Source organism: Segnochrobactrum spirostomi (assembly GCF_009600605.1).
Classification (GTDB): Bacteria; Pseudomonadota; Alphaproteobacteria; order Rhizobiales; family Segnochrobactraceae; genus Segnochrobactrum; species Segnochrobactrum spirostomi.
Window position 1 is genome coordinate 1,447,481 of the sequence record NZ_VWNA01000001.1, and the last position, 15,890, is coordinate 1,463,370.

23 protein-coding genes are annotated in these 15,890 nt (G+C 72.2%); all 23 read right to left on the reverse strand.

Going from position 1 to position 15,890, the window contains the following annotated elements; all coding sequences use genetic code 11:
* Positions 1–31: 31 nt before the first annotated feature.
* Entirely contained in the window at positions 32–694 is a 663-nt protein-coding gene (locus tag F0357_RS06425) for a response regulator transcription factor (protein ID WP_312861481.1), read from the reverse strand.
* A 42-nt stretch (positions 695–736) separates the two neighbouring features.
* Positions 737–1,021 carry a PepSY domain-containing protein gene (locus tag F0357_RS06430; RefSeq protein WP_153479594.1) on the reverse strand — a complete coding sequence of 95 codons (285 nt, stop codon included), beginning with the start codon at positions 1,019–1,021 and terminating at the stop codon, positions 737–739.
* Positions 1,022–1,084: 63 nt separating this feature from the next.
* The gene (locus F0357_RS06435) at positions 1,085–1,354 is read right to left on the reverse strand and encodes a hypothetical protein (protein WP_153479595.1); all 270 of its coding nucleotides are present in this window, start codon (positions 1,352–1,354) and stop codon (positions 1,085–1,087) included.
* Complete coding sequence (locus tag F0357_RS06440; RefSeq protein WP_153479596.1) at positions 1,351–1,995, reverse strand: hypothetical protein; 645 nt, start codon at positions 1,993–1,995, stop codon at positions 1,351–1,353. Before F0357_RS06440 ends, F0357_RS06435 begins: the two co-directional genes overlap by 4 nt.
* A 25-nt stretch (positions 1,996–2,020) precedes the next feature.
* Positions 2,021–3,532 carry a hypothetical protein gene (locus tag F0357_RS06445; protein ID WP_153479597.1) on the reverse strand — a complete coding sequence of 504 codons (1,512 nt, stop codon included), beginning with the start codon at positions 3,530–3,532 and terminating at the stop codon, positions 2,021–2,023.
* 2 nt (positions 3,533–3,534) lie between these two features.
* Entirely contained in the window at positions 3,535–3,657 is a 123-nt protein-coding gene (locus F0357_RS24905) for a hypothetical protein (RefSeq protein ID WP_281350323.1), read from the reverse strand.
* 14 nt (positions 3,658–3,671) lie between these two features.
* Positions 3,672–3,938: a spike base protein, RCAP_Rcc01079 family gene (locus F0357_RS06450; RefSeq protein ID WP_153479598.1), complete on the reverse strand. Its 267-nt coding sequence runs from the start codon at positions 3,936–3,938 to the stop codon at positions 3,672–3,674.
* A gap of 56 nt (positions 3,939–3,994) precedes the next feature.
* Positions 3,995–4,696: a DUF2793 domain-containing protein gene (locus F0357_RS06455; protein ID WP_153479599.1), complete on the reverse strand. Its 702-nt coding sequence runs from the start codon at positions 4,694–4,696 to the stop codon at positions 3,995–3,997.
* Positions 4,689–8,582 carry a baseplate multidomain protein megatron gene (locus tag F0357_RS06460; protein WP_153479600.1) on the reverse strand — a complete coding sequence of 1,298 codons (3,894 nt, stop codon included), beginning with the start codon at positions 8,580–8,582 and terminating at the stop codon, positions 4,689–4,691. The genes F0357_RS06455 and F0357_RS06460 overlap by 8 nt, the downstream gene beginning before the upstream one ends.
* Before the next feature lie 12 nt (positions 8,583–8,594).
* Positions 8,595–9,026, reverse strand: a complete 432-nt coding sequence (locus tag F0357_RS06465) for an NlpC/P60 family protein (protein ID WP_153479601.1) — start codon at positions 9,024–9,026, stop codon at positions 8,595–8,597.
* A gap of 27 nt (positions 9,027–9,053) precedes the next feature.
* Positions 9,054–9,914 carry a phage/gene transfer agent baseplate hub protein gene (locus tag F0357_RS06470; protein ID WP_153479602.1) on the reverse strand — a complete coding sequence of 287 codons (861 nt, stop codon included), beginning with the start codon at positions 9,912–9,914 and terminating at the stop codon, positions 9,054–9,056.
* A gap of 19 nt (positions 9,915–9,933) precedes the next feature.
* Positions 9,934–10,572 carry a DUF2460 domain-containing protein gene (locus F0357_RS06475; RefSeq protein WP_153479603.1) on the reverse strand — a complete coding sequence of 213 codons (639 nt, stop codon included), beginning with the start codon at positions 10,570–10,572 and terminating at the stop codon, positions 9,934–9,936.
* Positions 10,573–10,581: 9 nt separating this feature from the next.
* Positions 10,582–11,181 (reverse strand): phage tail tape measure protein, encoded by a 600-nt coding sequence (locus tag F0357_RS06480; protein WP_153479604.1) that lies wholly within the window; start codon positions 11,179–11,181, stop codon positions 10,582–10,584.
* A gap of 33 nt (positions 11,182–11,214) precedes the next feature.
* Positions 11,215–11,412 (reverse strand): rcc01693 family protein, encoded by a 198-nt coding sequence (locus F0357_RS06485; protein WP_376767784.1) that lies wholly within the window; start codon positions 11,410–11,412, stop codon positions 11,215–11,217.
* A complete protein-coding gene (locus F0357_RS06490) occupies positions 11,409–11,756 on the reverse strand; it encodes a gene transfer agent family protein (protein WP_153479605.1) in 348 nt (115 codons plus the stop codon). Before F0357_RS06490 ends, F0357_RS06485 begins: the two co-directional genes overlap by 4 nt.
* Before the next feature lie 4 nt (positions 11,757–11,760).
* Positions 11,761–12,174, reverse strand: a complete 414-nt coding sequence (locus F0357_RS06495) for a phage major tail protein, TP901-1 family (protein WP_153479606.1) — start codon at positions 12,172–12,174, stop codon at positions 11,761–11,763.
* A gap of 37 nt (positions 12,175–12,211) precedes the next feature.
* Positions 12,212–12,634 carry a DUF3168 domain-containing protein gene (locus F0357_RS06500; protein ID WP_153479607.1) on the reverse strand — a complete coding sequence of 141 codons (423 nt, stop codon included), beginning with the start codon at positions 12,632–12,634 and terminating at the stop codon, positions 12,212–12,214.
* Positions 12,631–12,951: a head-tail adaptor protein gene (locus F0357_RS06505; RefSeq protein ID WP_153479608.1), complete on the reverse strand. Its 321-nt coding sequence runs from the start codon at positions 12,949–12,951 to the stop codon at positions 12,631–12,633. The genes F0357_RS06500 and F0357_RS06505 overlap by 4 nt, the downstream gene beginning before the upstream one ends.
* Complete coding sequence (locus F0357_RS06510; protein ID WP_208948244.1) at positions 12,948–13,502, reverse strand: head-tail connector protein; 555 nt, start codon at positions 13,500–13,502, stop codon at positions 12,948–12,950. Before F0357_RS06510 ends, F0357_RS06505 begins: the two co-directional genes overlap by 4 nt.
* A gap of 44 nt (positions 13,503–13,546) precedes the next feature.
* Entirely contained in the window at positions 13,547–14,857 is a 1,311-nt protein-coding gene (locus F0357_RS06515; RefSeq protein WP_246161378.1) for a phage major capsid protein, read from the reverse strand.
* Between the two features lie 20 nt (positions 14,858–14,877).
* On the reverse strand, positions 14,878–15,453 hold the full coding sequence (locus tag F0357_RS06520; protein WP_153479610.1) for an HK97 family phage prohead protease: 576 nt from the start codon (positions 15,451–15,453) through the stop codon (positions 14,878–14,880).
* On the reverse strand, positions 15,450–15,587 hold the full coding sequence (locus F0357_RS06525; RefSeq protein WP_153479611.1) for a hypothetical protein: 138 nt from the start codon (positions 15,585–15,587) through the stop codon (positions 15,450–15,452). Before F0357_RS06525 ends, F0357_RS06520 begins: the two co-directional genes overlap by 4 nt.
* Before the next feature lie 37 nt (positions 15,588–15,624).
* Positions 15,625–15,813, reverse strand: a complete 189-nt coding sequence (locus F0357_RS06530) for a hypothetical protein (protein WP_153479612.1) — start codon at positions 15,811–15,813, stop codon at positions 15,625–15,627.
* Positions 15,814–15,890: the final 77 nt, after the last annotated feature.

Below are 15,890 nucleotides of genomic sequence, written 5' to 3' on the forward strand. Positions count from 1 at the left end.
GCACTGCGGGTTGCGGACGTCATGGCGGCGCTCACGCCGGATCCGCGAGCCGGTAGCCGAGCCCGCGGACGGTCTCGATCACGTCGCTCGCGAGCTTCTTGCGCAGGCGCCCGATGAACACCTCGATGGTGTTGGAATCCCGGTCGAAGTCCTGATCGTAGAGGTGCTCGATGATCTCCGAGCGCGACACGATGCGCCCGCGATGATGCATGAGGTACGCGAGCAGGCGGTATTCGTGGGAGGTGAGCTTCACCGGCTGACCGCTGACGGTGACCTTGCCGGCGCGCGTGTCGAGGCTGACCGGCCCGCACACGAGCTCGTTCGTGGCGTGCCCGCCCGCACGGCGGACCAGCGCGCGCAGGCGCGCCAGCACCTCCTCGATGTGAAACGGCTTGGCGACATAATCGTCGGCGCCCGCGTCGATGCCGGCGACCTTGTCGCTCCAGCGGTCGCGCGCGGTCAGAATGAGCACGGGCATGGTGCGCCCGGCCCGCCGCCAGCGCTCCAGCACGCTGAGGCCGTCCAGCTTCGGCAGGCCGATATCGAGCACCACGGCGTCGTAGGGCTCGCTATCGCCGAGAAAATGGCCTTCCTCGCCGTCGAAGGCGGTGTCGACCGCATAGCCGGCCTCGCGCAGCGCGCTGGCGAGCTGCCGATTGAGATCGTGGTCGTCCTCGACTACCAGCGCCCGCACGCGCGGCCTCCTCGTCCTCGTAGCCCAAAGAGTGGCGCCCGCTCAGCGCCCGGCCAGCGCCCCCGTCTTGGCGTCGATCAGGAGGCGCACAACCTCGCCGGTCGATTTCAGCACGGTCGCCTCGTAGACGAGCTTGCCCTTCACCTCGCAGAGCGTGAGGTCGAGCAATTCCCCGTTCACGACCTTCCGCACCGTGTTCGGCCGCACGACCGCCCCGGATTGGATCGCGGCCCGCTGGGCGGCGGCGTCGAGGCATGCCGCATGAGCCTCGCCGAATCCGGCGAAGACCATCAGCAGACAGAGAAGTGTGGCTTTGCCGTGAAACATGCGGCCGATCTAGCCCGCGTGCGCTGAACCCAATCTGAATGAGGCGGTTCCATGGCGGCGAAGTCAACCCGAGCCGATGCCGCGCGCGCTCACGACCCGGCGCGCGGCGATCCGTCCCCAGATCGCGATCGCCCCGCCGATTGCCGCGCCGAGCGAGGAGGCGACGCCGATCACCTCAGCCTGCGCCGGCGCGTCGAGGCCGAGCGCCGGCCCGAGCAGCGGCAACAGAGCCGCCAGGATCGCCAGCACGCCGCCCCACACGCCCTTCGAGGCGAACGGCGATTTGCCGCCGCTCAGCATCGCCTCGTCACCCACGTCTCCGCCATTCGTCATCGTGGATTTCCCCCTGGATTCGGTCGGGACGGCGGCGCAAAACCCGCCGCGTGCAAGGCGTGCAGAAAGGCCCGGGCATGGGACGCGATCAGCGCGGCCTGGTCGGTCCCGTTGACGACCCGCCGCGCGCCGACCCAGTCGCAGCGCCCCTCGGCGAGATAATCGCCAAGGCGGCGCCCGGTGAACCAGCCGCCTTCCAGCCCGCGCACCAGGATGCGCCCGGCGACGGCCGGCTTCAGGGCGCGATCGGGCTCCGATTCGAGATCGATCCCGAGCCGGCGGCCGACCGCGCGATAGTTCGCCCGGCCGGTGATCTGGACATATCCCCGCCCGCGATAGAGATAACCGTCTCCCGCCGCGATGTTGCCGAGGTCGCGCCGTCCCTCGTAGCGCCGGAAATAGGCGCGAGACCCGTGCTCCGCGATCGGCTCCAGGGTCGCCGCGCTCTCGTGGAAGGCGGTCGCGAGGCCATAGGCGAGCCAGGCCCGGGCGAGGGCCGCCGAGGGCGCCGCGGTCTCCGCCGTCCACATCCCGACGATCGCGACAAGCCCGGCGCGCTGGCGGGAATCGGGCCGACGGGCGAACGGGGCCGGCACGACCGCATCGAAAAATGCGGCCTCGTTCATCGTGCCCTCGTTCATCGTGCCCTCGTTCACGGGCGCGGCCTCAATAGGTCTCGATCACGGCGGCGCCGAGCGCCCGCTTGGCGCCGCGCAACGGCTCCATCCCGCGCGTGCGGATCGCGGCCGTCCCCTCCGCCTGGAGGAAGATGCGACCGGCGCCCTCCCACGGCAGCGGGCAACGGTCGAGCCAGAGCTGCGCGCTGTTCTCCGCCCGGAATTCCGAGGGCGGCGCAGTGCCGCCGTTCACGATGTCGCCGAGGCTGTCGGCCGAGGCGGTGCCGATGCAGGCGAGGCGCGAGGCGCCGATGATGTGCACGCCCGCCCCGCGGCACCGCCCATAGATCCCCGCGAGGTCGAGGGCGACGATGTCCTCGTGCACCGTCCACGTATTGTTGGAAGTCGAGGCGCCACGCCCGTTGTCGAAGCCCGAGCAGTGCAACGCGACCGCCCGCAGCGCGGCGCCGGAATAGGAATTGTGGATGTTGAAGCCGTCCTTGGTCGCCTTCGAGGCATCGCAATCGGCGAAGAAGACGAGCCCCGCCTTCGATTGGATCGCGACATTGTCGGCCGGGTTCGCCGCGGTTCCGGCATAGCGGAAGGTGGCGCCGGCCGCCGTCACGATGCCGGGCGTCGCCCACGCCGCCGTATAATTGAGGACGAGCGCGCCCTGGTAGCCGCCCTCGAGATCGAAGCCGTCGCCCGCGCTCTCCCCGAGAAAGGCGAAGTTCTTCTGCGTACTGCCGCGGTGGGCGAAGTTGTCCACGTTCGAAAGGTAGGCCCGGGTGTTGGCGTCGCTCACGGCCACCGCATCGGCGCGGTGGACATAGAGCGTGCTGCCGACGAGCGCCCAGGTTCCCGGGTGGGCGTTGCAGGTCGCGGCATCGGCTACCTGACTGAGTTCTGTGTAGTGGCCGAAGCCGTCGAGGGCGACGAGGTCGAACACCCGGCCGGTGTTCGAGCGTGTGGCGGTGAAACAATTGCCGTAGGTCGCATCCCGCGCCCAGGTGAGACTGTCGAAGGGGCCGGTCACCACCCGCCCGCCATAGGCGACGAAGACCATGTCCTGCTGCGGGCTGACGGCGTTCGAGTTGGAGAAGCCACGCGGCCGCTCGTAGGTGCCGGCCTTGATCTTGACGATCGCCGGGGTGCCAGCGGCGTTCGCGGCGCTGATCGCCTTGTGGATGGACAGGAACGGCGCCGCCGCGGTCGTTCCCGCGTTGGCGTCGCTGCCGGCCGCCCGATCGACCCAATAGACCGGCCAGCCGGCATAAGGCGAGCGCGTCGCGAAGGCCGCGGCAGGGCTCGCCGCGGTCCGGCACACGGCGGGGCCTCCGGGCCGGCGGAACAGCACGAGGTCCGTCAGATCGAGCACGGAATGGTCCCATCCGAGCCCCGCGGGCAGCGTGACGCTCTCGCCCTCGAGGCCGCGGAGCGTGTCCGCCGCGAGCGCGACCGGCGCCGCGCCGGCGAGGGCGGGCAGGATCTCGGTCCCGTCGAGAATCGACCGCAGCGGCATGTCGGCGCGGTTGCCGAGTTCCAGGATCGAACCGGTCATGGTCACCTCATGACGAGGGGCACGCCGCCGATGGCAAGGCGCCGCCCGGTGAGACAGAGCGAAAAGGGAGCGATCGGCACGGGCGTCGGCATCAGCCCGACGCCGAGCCCGAGCGAGACAATCATGGTCGCCTCCCGCCTCAGACGAGGCCGACGAGGTCGGACGCCGTCGAGGCGGTGCGGACCGCCGCGGCGCGGATCGGCAGCACGGTGCCCGCCGGCACCGCACGGAAGGTCGTCACCGCCCCCGTCGCATCGACGGCGACGACGTCGCCGCCGCCGCCGACATAAAGGCCGCGCACGAGCTCCGGCAGATCGGCGCCGTCGCTCGGAGCGATGGCGAAGAAGCGGGTCGCCGGCCCATGCGCGCTCGGCGCATGGGTAGCGAAGCGATCCGATGCGGACATCGAACCCTCCTGGCTGGAATGAAAGGGGATGAGGGGCCGACTGTCGGGAACCGGCGTCACGCCGCCGGAATGGTCGGCCGCAGGCAATGGATGGCGTAGCGGACCCGGCCGCCGGTAAAGCTGCCGGTCGTGGCACTGAGGCGCACCGGCGTTGGGGCATAGAAGGCCGTCGGTCCGATCACCCCGGCATTGGTCGAACCGGCCGCGGCACCGAGGCCGCCACCGAACTTGGCGGGCTCGCCGGCGATGCCGCAATCGTAGGCCGGCGCGCCGGTGACGGCGGTGAGGGTGCGCGTCGTCACAGCGAGCACGATCGCCCGCTCGGGGATCAGGGCCCCGCCGTCCGTCGCATCGCCGAGGAGGTCGACGTCGCCCTCGATCACCTGATGGAGCGTCGCCGCGCCGTGGGGCGAGACCGCGAGCGCCGTCACCCAGTCCTCCCCGTGGCGGACGGCGATCCGTCCCTCGTCGGCGATGAAGGCGATCATGCCGTCCCCGGCCGGCAGGAAGACCCAGTCGCCGCCGCTCCGCAAGGCGAGCTGCCCCGCCGCGCCGCTCCACGCCCCTCCGGCCCCGCTCGGCACGCCATAGAGGTCACCCTCGGCCGCGCTCGGCGGTGCACCGAGGCTCACGCTCGCGATGCGCGGCTGGGTGAGGGCATCGAGCCGCAGCAGCGCCTCGTTCACCGTGACGTGCTTCTGCGCCTGCGCCGCCGCGACGAGCGGCAGTCCGAGGCGGATCGTCGTCTCTTCAGCCATCGATTCCGATCTCCCGGGCGGTCCCCGCCCCGTAGCCTGCCGCGATCTGGGCGACGCGAACGACGGCGCCGGCGGGCGGCGCGCCGCCGAAATCCGCTGCCGCTTCGGCCGCGGCGTAGCGCCAGCGCGGTTCGGCGACGTCGAGCCGCCGTACGACGGCGTCGCCCACCACGACCTCGATGCGGTAAAGCTCGCTCTCCTCGCCGAGCGGCACCGTCTCGGCGCTCCAATCGTCGCCACCGAGCCGCGTCCGCCGGATCCAGGTGAACACCCTGTCACCGCCGTCCCGCCGCATCCGCAGATGCACGGGGCTGAACGGCCTGAGCCCACGCCCACGCGTGGCGCCCTCGACGGCGGTCGCCGTCTCGTCGGCGATGTCGGTTCCGGGGCGCACGATGCGGTGGAACAAGTCCCGCCCGATCTCCGCCCGCGTCAGCGGCAGCGGCACCAACGCGGCATCGAGCAGCACCGCGGGTGCGCCCGCCGGATGGCCGGCAATCATCGCCTCCTCGGTGCCGAGTTGCGCCCGCAACAGACCCGAAAGCTCATAGAGTTCGGCGCCGACGAGCGTCGCGGTGCAGAACTGGACGATCTCCCAGAGCCCCGACGCCGAGCGGACCGCCAGCGCATTGCCGCCCGCGAGCACCGCCGCCTCGGCAAGGCTCGCGAAGGGCGACGGACTCTCGATCCGGACACGGCTCGCCCGGTCCCACCGGTCGATCGGTCCGGGGCCGAGCGGGGCCGTGAGGGAGCCCATCGCCGCCGCCCGCTCGATCGTCGCGACCCGCTCGAATCCGTCGCCGGTCGCCGACCGCATCACCGCATAGGGACCACCCCAGGGCTCGGCGGACGCGGCGATCCAGGGCCTCAGCGCCGCGACATCCTCGTTGATCGGCGGCAGGTCGAGGATTTCGACGAGCGGCGGGCCGGGCGCGGCCAGCGTCGGCAGGGTCGCCACGCCGATCCCGCTCGCCGCCGTGCGGAACACGGAGCGGTCGAGGAGGCGCGCGTTCACCTTGCGCGTGCCGTCGTCCTCCACCTGCTCGATCAGCAGCGTCCGCACGGCGCCCCGCGCGGCGAGCGTCACCACATCGCCCGGCTCGAGGGCGAGACGGGAGGGGCCGAGCGCGAAGGCGAGCCGCTCCCGCGCGGTCCAGCGATCGTGCAGGGCCGCCTCCGCGGCGCGCTGCATCGTGTCGGCCGACGCGGCGACGGCGAGGTCGAGGCTCTCGATCCGCCGCGTCGCCCCCTCGAGCCGCCGCGAGGCCGTGCTGGTCGCCCGGTGGTCGCGCCCGCTGTCGAGGAAATCGATCCGCAGTTCCCGCGGCAGCTCGGAATCCTGTGTCCGCGTGATCGACAGGCTCGGCTCGCGCCCGTTCGCGTCTTCGACCAGATCGTCCGCGCCGAGGGCGGCGTCCGGCAGCCGGTCGAGCGATCGGAAACGAAGCCGATCTCCCGCATCCGCCACCGTGAAGCCGAAGGCCGTAGCGAGCGGCGCGATCGCGTCGCGTGCCGACATCGGCCGGTCGATCACGTAGCCGTCGATCACGGTGTCGAGCCCATCGATGACGAAATCCGTGAAGCCGCGGTCGGCGGCGATCGCCCGCACCAGGCCGGCGAGGGTCGTGCCGCCGAGGCGGCCGGTCAGCCAGTGGCCGCGCTCCCAGTTGCCGCCGTCCGCCCACAGCGCACCGAGCCGCGGAAAGGCGGGCCAGGGCCGCGCGTCCCAGGTCCAGAGATGAATGTCCGACGGGTCGATCATCCGGCCGCCGGCACCGGCGGCGGGGTTGGCGGTGCCGTCGAACCGCGGCGAGGCCGGATCGAGAGCGCCGATCAGGGCTTCGAGATAGCGCCGCTGGATGGCGTCGTCCCGCGCTCCGTTGGAGAAATAGGGCGCGAAGGATTCGGCGGACTTCGGGTCGATGAAGACGTTCGGCTGGTTGGCGCCGCGGTCGATCGCGGGGCATCCCGCCTCGGTCAACCGGATCGGCTTCATCTGCGGCCGCCACGGGGTCGGCCCGGCATTCTCGACACCCCCGATGCGATCGACGTGAAGGTTCGACCACCACGCCGCCACGTCCTTGTAGCGGAAGGTCCAGGGCTTGCCGTAGGCTCCGTCGGCAATCGGCGTGCGCACGCCCGCCACGCGGTCGGCGACGCTCGCATAGAACCAATCGTAACCCTCGCCGCCGGCGACGTTGCCGGCGAGATGATCGAGATCGTAGGTCGAAGGCGCGCGCGCCGCGTCGCCGCCCGCGCCGTCGCGCCAATCAGCGAGCGGCCAATAGGCGTCGATGCCGACGAAGTCGACATCGGGGCTCGCCCACAGCGGATCGAGGTGGAACAGGACGTCGCCGCTGCCGTCCTGCGGATGATGGCCGAAATATTCGCTCCAATCGGCGCCATACCCGATCGCGGTGCCCGGGCCGAGGATCGAACGGACGTCGGCCGCGAGCGCCATCAGCGCCTGGACGAAAGGGAACTCCGCCCGACCCGACCGCGCCGTCGTCAGCCCGCGCATCTCCGCGCCGATCAGGAACGCATCAACCCCGCCCGCGGCGACCGCGAGATGGGCATAATGGAGGATGAGGCGCCGATAGCTCCAATCGGTCGGCGACCCGGTGAACGCCACCTGCCCGCCAGAGACCCGGAAGGCGCTCGTCCGCGTCGTGCCGACGAAGGTCGCGATCTCGGCCGCCGCCGCGGCCGTCCGATCGGTGCTGCCGGACCGTCCCGGCGCCGTCGCGAGCGTGATCCGCCCGCGCCACGGAAAGGCCGCCTGCCGCGCGCCGCCATAGGGGTCCGGCAGGTCGTTGTCGGCCGGCACATCCATCATGATGAAGGGATAGAGCGTCACTCGGAGACCGCGGGCTTTGATCGCCTTGATGCCCGCGATCACGCTCGAGTCCGCAGGCGTGCCGCCATAATTCGAGGCCCCGTCGGTGCGCGACACCTCCTCGGCATCGCTGCGCTCGACGCCGGAGACGATCCACGGCCGCGTGCGCGTCACCCGAGTCCGGCTTTCCACCTTCGGCTTCAGCCGGCAATGCCCGGCCCTGAGATCGTCGCCGAACCAGGCCGTCACCAAGGCGACCTTTTCGAGGTTCGGGCAGAGCGATTGCAAGTCGTCGAGCGAGCTTTCGAGATCGCTGTGCCCGGTCGCGATGTGGCGGTTGAGCAGCGACCCGCCGCCGAAGCGGGCGCGCTCGCGCACCGGTACGGTCTCGTAGCCATATTCGGTGGCGCCGGGGATCAGCGTCACGGCGCGGATCATCGGCTCCAGCGCGTCGACGACGCGGATCACCTCGAACGAGAGCTGCGGCAGGCGGTTGCCGTAGGCTTCGAGCGGCAGCCGCTCGAACACGATATAGGCGGTGCCGCGAAAGGCCGGCGCTGCGCCCTCCTTCGCCGCGATCAGGGGATCGCCCGCCTGATCCTCGGACCCCCGATGCACCCGGAGCGTCACCCGGGTCAGATCGAGCGGCTCGCCGTCGGCCCAGATCCGCGCGACACGGTGAATGGGCCCGTCGCAGAGGGCGACGGCGAAATCGGCAAAATAGGAATAGCTCGTCGCCGTCGTGCCGGAGCCGCCGCCCTTGCCGCCGACGCTCTCGCGGCTCGCGACCTCCTCGAACGGCCTCGCCCAGATGACGGTACCGGCGAGCCGCGCCCGGCCGTAGACCCGGGGCAGCGGCGTACCCTCAGCGCCGCCCTGGAAGGCGACGCTGTCGAGCCGTGGGCCCTCGACGCTGCGCCCCGTCCCGAACAGGCTCTGGTCGACAACAGAGCCGCCGAGCGCCCCGAGGGCGCCGCCGACGAGGGCGCCGACCGGCCCGAGCAGGCCGCCCAGCGCCGTGCCGGCCGCCTGCAACACCAATGTCGCCATGGCGTGCGTCCCTTACGTGTCGATCCCGGGAAAGGCGAAGGCATAGGCGATCCGGCGTCGCCACCACGGCCCGAGCGCGACCTCGACGACGCCGATCCGCTCGGTCGCGTGGACCATGCGATCGGCCGTGACGAGGAGGCCGGCGTGCTTCGCCGGCAGCCCCTCCCGAAAGCGATAGAGCACCACGTCGCCCGGCTGCGCGGCCTCGATCGGCACCGCGATCATGTGGCGAAGGCCGCCGGCCGCCAGTGTCTCACGCCCGCCCGCCTCCGCCCAATCCGGGCTGTAGGCCGGGACCGCCTCCGGCTCCGGCCCGATCAGGTCCCGCCACAGCCCGCGGACGAGCCCGAGACAATCGGCACCGACGCCCTTCAGCGAGGCCTGATGACGATAGGGCGTGCCGATCCAGCCGCGGGCCGCCGCCACGATCTCGTCGCGCGTCATCGCCGTTGACCCTCGATCCGTCGTCCGTCAGAGGAGGCCGCTGCCGCTCGAGCCGCCCCGGGCGAACAGGGTGAAGTCGTTGCCCGGCACGAACGGGAAGCCGCGGAAATTGTCGCCGTCGGCGAATTTCGCCCGGCATGTCGCGAAGGTCTTGTCGCAGCCGGGCGTGACCCGCACCACGTCGCCCGTCGCAACGGCGCGGGCCGGCACCCGCCAAAGATCGAGAACGCCGCCGGCCGCATGCGCACGGATCTCGCTCGCCTGCCCCGCGTTCACCCCGCTCGCGAAGACGAGCCGGCCCGCGGTGAACCACCCCCCGGCGTGGGTCAGGCCCACGCACCGGAGCCGGTTCGCCCCTTCGACGGCCGTCACCGCCACCGTGACCCGATGGGCATCGAGCGCGACCCCGCAGCGCCGGTCGCCGAGATCGGCGTCGCAGCGCGGCGCGATCACCCGCCCCATCGTCTCGTCGAGGGCCTGAGCGAGACCGCGCACCTCGGCGCGGAAGGCGCCGTCCGCCTGGGTGACTTCGCCGAGCGTGCCGACCCGAAGCCGCACCCGGTCCGCGACCGAGGTCCAGTCGACCGCCCACAGCTCGACCCGCGCACCGTCATAGAGCCCCGCCGCGAGGTCGCCCTCGTCGAGGCTCGCGGCGGAGAGGGCGCCCGCGATGTCGAGCCCACCCGTGGCGAAGCCGGACCCGGCCGCGTCGGCACTCGCGGAGAAGCCGCCGGCCGGATCGAAGCGCGTCCCGTCGAAGACGACGCTTTCGTCGTGATCGGTGAAGCCTCGCCGGGTACCGTCGGCGCGGACGATCAGCCAGCACCGGCAGAGCCGCGTCGCGCCCTCGGCGAGCCGCGCCGCGAGCCCGTCCGTCAGTGATTTCATGGCACCCGCCCTCGCCAAACTAAGGTCTGATCTCCACCAGCGGCACGGAGGGGATCGCCCCCGCCGCAAAGGCCGAGAAGCTGATGTCGAGGCTGTCGGTGTCGAACCGCACCGGGCAATCGAAGCGGAAACCGGCGGTGATCGTCGCGCCGGGCGGCGGAACCGCGTCGGCGGCGAAGGTGACGATCCCGCTCGCCGCGTCGAGCGACCAGCGCGCCGCCGGCACCTCGGCCCCGTTCACCGCGACCCGCACCGTTCCGGCCACCGGCTTGAAGATGGTCCGCACATAAGGCGCGTCGGTCCCGTAGCGCTTGACGAGCTGGAAGCCGACCGTCGCCCCGTCGCCAAGCCCGATCCCCTGGTCCGTCGGTTCCGGCGCCGCGCTCGGCCGGCACGACTGTTCGTCGCCGGGATCGCGGAAGCGGAAGCCGATCAGCCGTCCCCGCCGCTCCTCGAAGAAGGCGATGAGGACGGCGAGGTCGTCGAGGGTGCGCACGCCGTAGCCGGCATTGAAGCGCCGGCGCGAGTGGACCCAGCGCGCATTGCGCTCCTCCCGCCCCGAGCCGAGCGTCACGATCTCGGTCCTGCGCTCCGGCCCGCCGGTCGCGCCGAGCGCGATGTCGACGGGAAAGCGAACCTCGTGGAAGGACGCGCTCATGGAAGCTCCTCACAAGCCCCGCCGGCCGCGGGCGACCGTGCGGGCGATCAGGGCCGAGAGCTGCGCCTCGGAGCGGCGGAAGCTGTCGGCATCCGGCGTCGAGACGTTGAAGACGACCGAGAGCGCACCGCCGTCGCCGCCCGCCTTCACGCCGAGCCGGCCGTCGGCGCCGCGGGCGAGCGGCAGGATCGCCTCCGCGCCCGCCTCGCCGGCGACGCCGAGACCGCGTTCGAGCGGGAAGAAAGTCGGCGCCGCAACCACCCCACCGGCCGCGAACGGCCGCACCCGGCCGATGTTCACCGCCGCCCCAAGCCGCGCCGCGAGGAGCGAGCCGCCGGCGGCGCGGCCGAGGCCACCGAGGGCGGAGAGGCCTTGCGTCATCAGCGTTTCGAGCGGCGCGAAGGCCTTGTCGACGAGGCGCGAGGAAATCCTGAGCGCCGCGCTCGCGAGCACGCCGTCGAGCTGGCGGCCGGCGCCGACCGCGGATTTGAGCCCGCGTACCAGATCGCCCGAAAAGCCGCGGGCGAGGCCGCCGATCCGTTCGAAGGTGCGCTCCAGCGCCCGCCCGCTGTCGGCGAGCCCGGTCACGTCGCTCTCGGTCTGCTCCATGGCGATCCCACCTCCGCGTCGATCGAAGCCCGCTCAGGTCGAGCGATCCGGAAAGCGGGCCATCAGGGTGTCGAGGGCGCGGCGGTCCGGCCCCGCCGTCCGGCGCGGGGCGAGCACCGCCGCGAGCTCCCGCGGCGTCATCCGCCAGAATGCCTCCGGCGCGAGCTTGAGCACGCCGAGGCCGAAGGCGATCAGGTCGTCCCAGGGCATCGCCGCGGGCGGTCGGGTCACGCCCGCGGCCGCCGAGGGTTTTCGCCGCCGTCCTCCGCCCCACCGAAGGCGGCGGCGAGCAATGCGGTCGCGATCGCGGCAAACCCCGCCACGCCGTCGGCGCAGCCCATCCGCGCGACCTCCTCGTCGGCGATCGGGTGGCCCGCCCCGCGTAAGCCCGCGCCGAGAATGCGCACGAGGTCCGCGGCGGCGAGGCGGCCGGTCCCGAAGCGCTCCGCGAGCGCCACCAGATCGTCCGCCGCGAAGGCCGCTTCGAGCTCGGCGAGCGCACCGAGGGTCAGGCAGAGCGTGAAGGGGCGTCCGTCGAGCACCGCCTCGATCTCCCCGCGTCGTCGGTTCGCCATCGGCTCACACCTCGCTGAAGGAGAGCGCCCCGGCGGATTCGAGGGCGAGGTCGAACGTCACCTCGCCGTCGTGCTCCCCGCCATATTCGAGCGCGGTAATCTCGAACGGCCCGGAAACGATGCCGAAATCGGGGATCGCGACCTGCCAGGTGCGCAGAACGTCGCCGAAGAAGAGCCCGCGCAGGGTCGCGTCGGAGGCAGCGTCGCGGAAGAGGCCGCTGCCGGAGATCGAGGCGCGCCGCACGCCCGCACCGGCGAGGAGTTCCCGCCAGCGTCCGGCCGAATCCGCATCCGTCGCATCGACCGGCTCGGCGTTGAAGGCGAGCTTGCGTGCCCGCAGGCCGGCGACGGTCGTGAAGGTGCCGTCGCCGGCCGCGTCGACCTTGAGGAGCAGGTCGCGGCCTTTCTGTGCGCCCATCGTCGTGTCCCTTGCGGATAGTCGTACCGTGAAGAGGTTAGGCGGCCGGCTCGGTCAGCGCCCGGAAGGTCAGGTCCGCTTCGAAGGAGCGCCGATCGCGCCCCTCGGCGCTCGTCCGCTCGACGAGGGTGAGGTTGACGAGCCGATGGCCGTCGAGCGGCAGGCTCGCCGTGTGCAGCACCGCCTCGATGCGGCCGGCGATCGCCTGCGCCTCCTTGCGCCCTCCGGCACGCGAACGCACCGCGAGGGTGAAGACGTGCGCCCGCACCGGCGCCTCGTCGGCATCGAGAACCGTCGTCCGCCAAGACCCGAACGCGACGAAGGGGTGCTCCGCCCCGCGCACCGGCGCGTCGTAGAGGCGCCCCAGCGGCACCAGCGCACCGAGGTCGGCGTCTGCCGCCAACGCCGCATGAACCGCGGCTTGCAGCGCAAACCCGGCGTCGATCGCGGCGTCCGTCATCGCCCCTCCTCCTCGGCGAGCCCGGTGCGATAGCCGGCGCCGGGCGCCGGGGCCTCGACCGCGAGCACCCGCAGCAGCCGCGCGCCCGCCACCAGCCGGTCGCCGCCGCGCACATCGACGGGCCGTCGGACCCGGAAGCGGTGGGTCGCGAGGCCGTCGCGCCGTCCGCCGCTCTCGCCCTCGGAGAGGCCGAGCGGCTCGAGCGCGGCCCAGGCTCCGCCGATGTCGCGCCAGGTGACGACCGCCCCGCCGCCGCCGTCGGCGCTCGTCTCCGCCCGCTCGATGCGGACGCGCAGCGCGAGGGTGCCCGCGCTCATAGCCGCAGTTCCCGGAACGGTGCGACGAGCGCCTCGAAGGCGAGTGCCGCCGGTCCCGCGACGGCACCGAGCGCCGCCGCCTCTCGGTTCTCGAACCAATAGGCGACGAGCATCAGGATCGCCTGCTTCAGCGGCGCCGGCGCCGCCTCGGCCGTCGCGTAGCCGGTGTCGAAATCGATCTCGATCCCGTTCGGCGCCGCGGGTAGCCGGCCGAGCACGATCATGTCCGGCTCAGCCGGAGCGAGGCGCCAGTCGCCCTCCGGCACCGCGACCTCGACGCCGTCGGCATCGAACGCGGCGACGGCGGTGACGGCGCCGACCGGCCCCGGCCGCAGCCGCACCCGCCCGTCCCGCGGGATCGCGCCGAGGACGCAGCGCCAGCCCTGCACCGCGAGGGCGCGGCGCGTCACCGCCTCGACATGCGCGCGGGCCGCCGCGACGAGGCCGGTGATGACCGCGTCCTCGTCGTCGCCGTCCACGCGCAGGTGCGCCTTCGCCGCCGCGAGCCCGACCGGCTCGAAGGCGGGCGGCCGGACCTGGAAGGTCGTCATGGCAAACCCCATGGCAAGCCCCGCTTTGCGAGCAGGAACGCCGCTCAGCTCGCCGCGAAGGCGAGCAGCTTGATCGCCTCGAAGTCCTGCACGCCGCCGCCGACGCGCTTCGTCGTGTAGAACAGGACGTAGGGCTTGGCGCTGTAGGGATCGCGCAGCACGCGGACGCCGAGCCGATCGACGACCAGATAGCCGCGGCGGAAGTCGCCGAAGGCGATCGCCGCGCCGGCGGAGGCGATCGACGGCATGTCCTCCGCCTCGACGAGGGGGAAGTTCATCAGCGTCGCATCGGCCCCGATCGAGGCCGGCGGCTGCCAGAGATAATTGCCGTCGGCGTCCTTCAGCTTGCGGATCGCGGCTTGCGTCTTCCGGCTCATCACGAAGGTGGCGTTCTGGCGGTAGCCCGCCTTGAGCGCATAGACGAGATCGATCAGCACGTCGGACGCGCCCGTCGCCGGGAAGCCGGCGTTCACCCCCGTCACCAGCCGTCCGAGGCTGCCCCACGACCAGCTCGCGTCCGCAACCTGCGGATAGGCGAGGAAGCCCTTCGGCTTGTTCACGCCGTCGCCGGAGACGAAGGCCGTTCCCTCCTGCTCGGCGAAGGCGACCTCGACCTCCTCGGCGATCCATTGGTCGATGTCGACCGCGGCATCGTCGAGGAGAACGCCGGTCGCCGCCGGCATGGCGTAGAGCTCCATCGTCTGGAACGAGAGCTCGGCAAGCGTCGGCCCGGCGGTCTGCGGTCTCGCCGCGGTCTCCGCCACCCAGCCGACCGCAGGTCCCGCGACCGAGAACGGCTTGCGGTAGACCGAGCCCGAGACCTGGCGGCTGCCCGCGATGCGGCGGATCGGCGACAGGGCCGAGAGACGGCGCACGATCTCGCGCTCGGTCTCCTCGGGCACCAGATAGCCGCCGTCGGCGGGCGAGCCGGCCGAGAGCGCCTTCGCCTCGATCCCCTTGAGGGCGTCGTCGCGCCCGGCCCGCACATAGGCCGCGAACGCCGCCTTGTGCTCGCGCCGCGCCTCGCCGGATCGGCGGTCGTCCTCCGCCGCGAGCCCCGGCCGGGCCGCCTTGAGGGCGAGGCCGTCGAGCCGCTTTTTGTGCTCGTCGAGCGCAGTGTCGATGCGGTCGAGCTTCTCGATCGTCAGCGGATCGGCCGACCGGCGCTCGATCTCGGCGAGCCGGGCGTCGTTCACCGCCTTGAAGCTCTCGAAGGCTTCCATGAAGCCGGCGAAGGCAGAGACCGGATCGCCGGGCCCTTCGAAAAGGGAGGCTCCCTTGCGCTCCGGCGCCCACTGCTGCCCGGGTGCCCCCTGGGTCCCGCCCGGCATCCCGCCGCTCTGTGCGTCGTGCATCCTCGTCGCTCCGTTTTGCATCATGTGAAGGTCGAAAGCCGCGCGGCGCCGCGCCGGAAGGCGTCGGCGAGCGCGCCCGAAACCGCCTCCGGACGCAGGGCATGGCGCACCGAGACGGGCGCGATGCGGGCATCGGGCAGCAGCGGGAAGGTGACGATCGAGATCTCCCAGAGGTCGATCTCGATCAGGTCGCGCCGCCCGCTCTTGGTGTCCCGGCTCGCCCGCACCGTGCGGAAGCCGATCGAGAGCCCGTCGACCGCCCCGGCATCGAGCAGCGCAGCGGCCTCCCGGGCGCGGGCGAGATCGGTGAGGAGAAGCCCCCGTACCCGAAGCCCGAGGCCGTCCTCGCCGATCGCGAGCCAGCGGCCTATCGGCTCGGCCGGATCGTGCTGCCAGAGCAGCTTCACGCCGTCCGGCCCGCGTCGTTCGAGCGAGCGGCGGAAGGCGCCCGGCTTCACCCGATCGCCACCGAGGTCGGTGCGGTGGAACAGGCTGGCATAGCCCTCGAAGGTGCCGTCCGCATTGAGCCGCGACAGCCGCGCCGGCATCCGTTTCACCTCGAGGTCTGTCGGGCGAGGCCGCGGATAAATAATCATCGCGCGTCTCCGAGCGGGCGCACCCGGGCATCGCTCCGGCGCGGCATCAGCACCCGCGCCAAGCCGGCGGAGAAGGCGGCGAACACCGGCCGGTGGTCGGCGGCACGCGGTGCAAAGCGGAAGAACGGTGTCATCGCGAGCCTCCCCAAGCTCTGAAGCCCGCACGCGCGCCTATTCGCGCTCCTTGAAGAGCGCGTTGAGCCGCGCGAGCTCGTTGACGAAATCGTTGAAGCGCCGGTTCGAGGCGGCGAGCTCCCGCAGCGCCCAGACGAGCAGCCCGCTCGAACTCGACGCCCACAGGAAGAGCGCCAGGTGCGCGAGGTCGCCGCGTTCGACGATGCTTTGCGTGACGGGGTCCATGGGCGTCTCCGGGTGCTTCTCGTTCGTTCGCCCCCGAACGCCTCTCTCGCTTCGTATGGGTGTCGTCTTCGAACCGA